The sequence below is a fragment of the Epilithonimonas hispanica genome, assembly GCF_003385395.1.
Classification (GTDB): Bacteria; Bacteroidota; Bacteroidia; order Flavobacteriales; family Weeksellaceae; genus Epilithonimonas; species Epilithonimonas hispanica.
Window position 1 is genome coordinate 1 of sequence record NZ_QNUG01000126.1, and the last position, 815, is coordinate 815.

Sequence of the window (815 nt, forward strand, 5' to 3'; positions counted from 1 at the left end):
TTTTTTTGTTATAAAAGTTTTTCAATATTTTAAGAAAAAGTGAAAAGTTGTCCTCTTCAGGCAACTTTCTTTCTTAAATTGTGTGCTAAAGCGTGTAATCCGAACTCCAATTCTACTTTTTTCAGACCTCTAAGTGTGAATCGCTTAAAATTGTTGCAATGTTTCAGGTGTGCAAACACAGGTTCTACTTCAACTGACCGTTGTTTTCTTTTTTTAATGCCTTCTTCACTGTTTAGAAGTTCCCGGATTTTTTCTTTGTAATCTTCCAAATGATGGTTTCGCTCAATGCTCCGGTTTTCTTTGGAACTGTGGCAAACGCCTCTGATTGGGCATCCATCACAATTTTTAGCCTGATAATGGGAGAGTTTTTGAGGATAACCGGTCTTGGTTTTCCGAGTGCTTACGTGCGTTTTTTCCATCTTTTGACCCATCGGACAGACGTAATAATCTTTTTCCTGATTGTAGTGCAGGTGTTCTTTGCTGAAAGTCTTGTGTTTCGCCTGATAATGGGCATTTTGCTCTTTATCGAAGGTGTTGTACTTTACAAATGGAATAATGTTTTTTTGTTCCAATAATTCATAATTTTCCTCGCTTCCGTAGCCCGCATCGGCAGTGAGTTCTTCCAATTCTCCGAGTTTTTTTTTGCCGAACAATTTCTCAAAATTCTCCAAATGACGCTTCAGGGTATTGAAGTCGTTGGTCTCTTGATGGATCGTGTAATTTACAATAAACTGATTCTCGGTAGAAATCTGTGCATTATAGGCCGGTTTGAGCTGTCCGTTTTGCATATGGTCATCCTTTAGCCTCATAAAAGT

1 protein-coding gene is annotated in these 815 nt (G+C 38.2%); it reads right to left on the reverse strand.

What is annotated here, in order from left to right; all coding sequences use genetic code 11:
- Nucleotides 1-56: 56 nt before the first annotated feature.
- Nucleotides 57-815, reverse strand: a 759-nt coding sequence (locus DRF58_RS18165; protein WP_157966754.1) for a transposase, incomplete at its 5' end; no start/stop codon positions are given.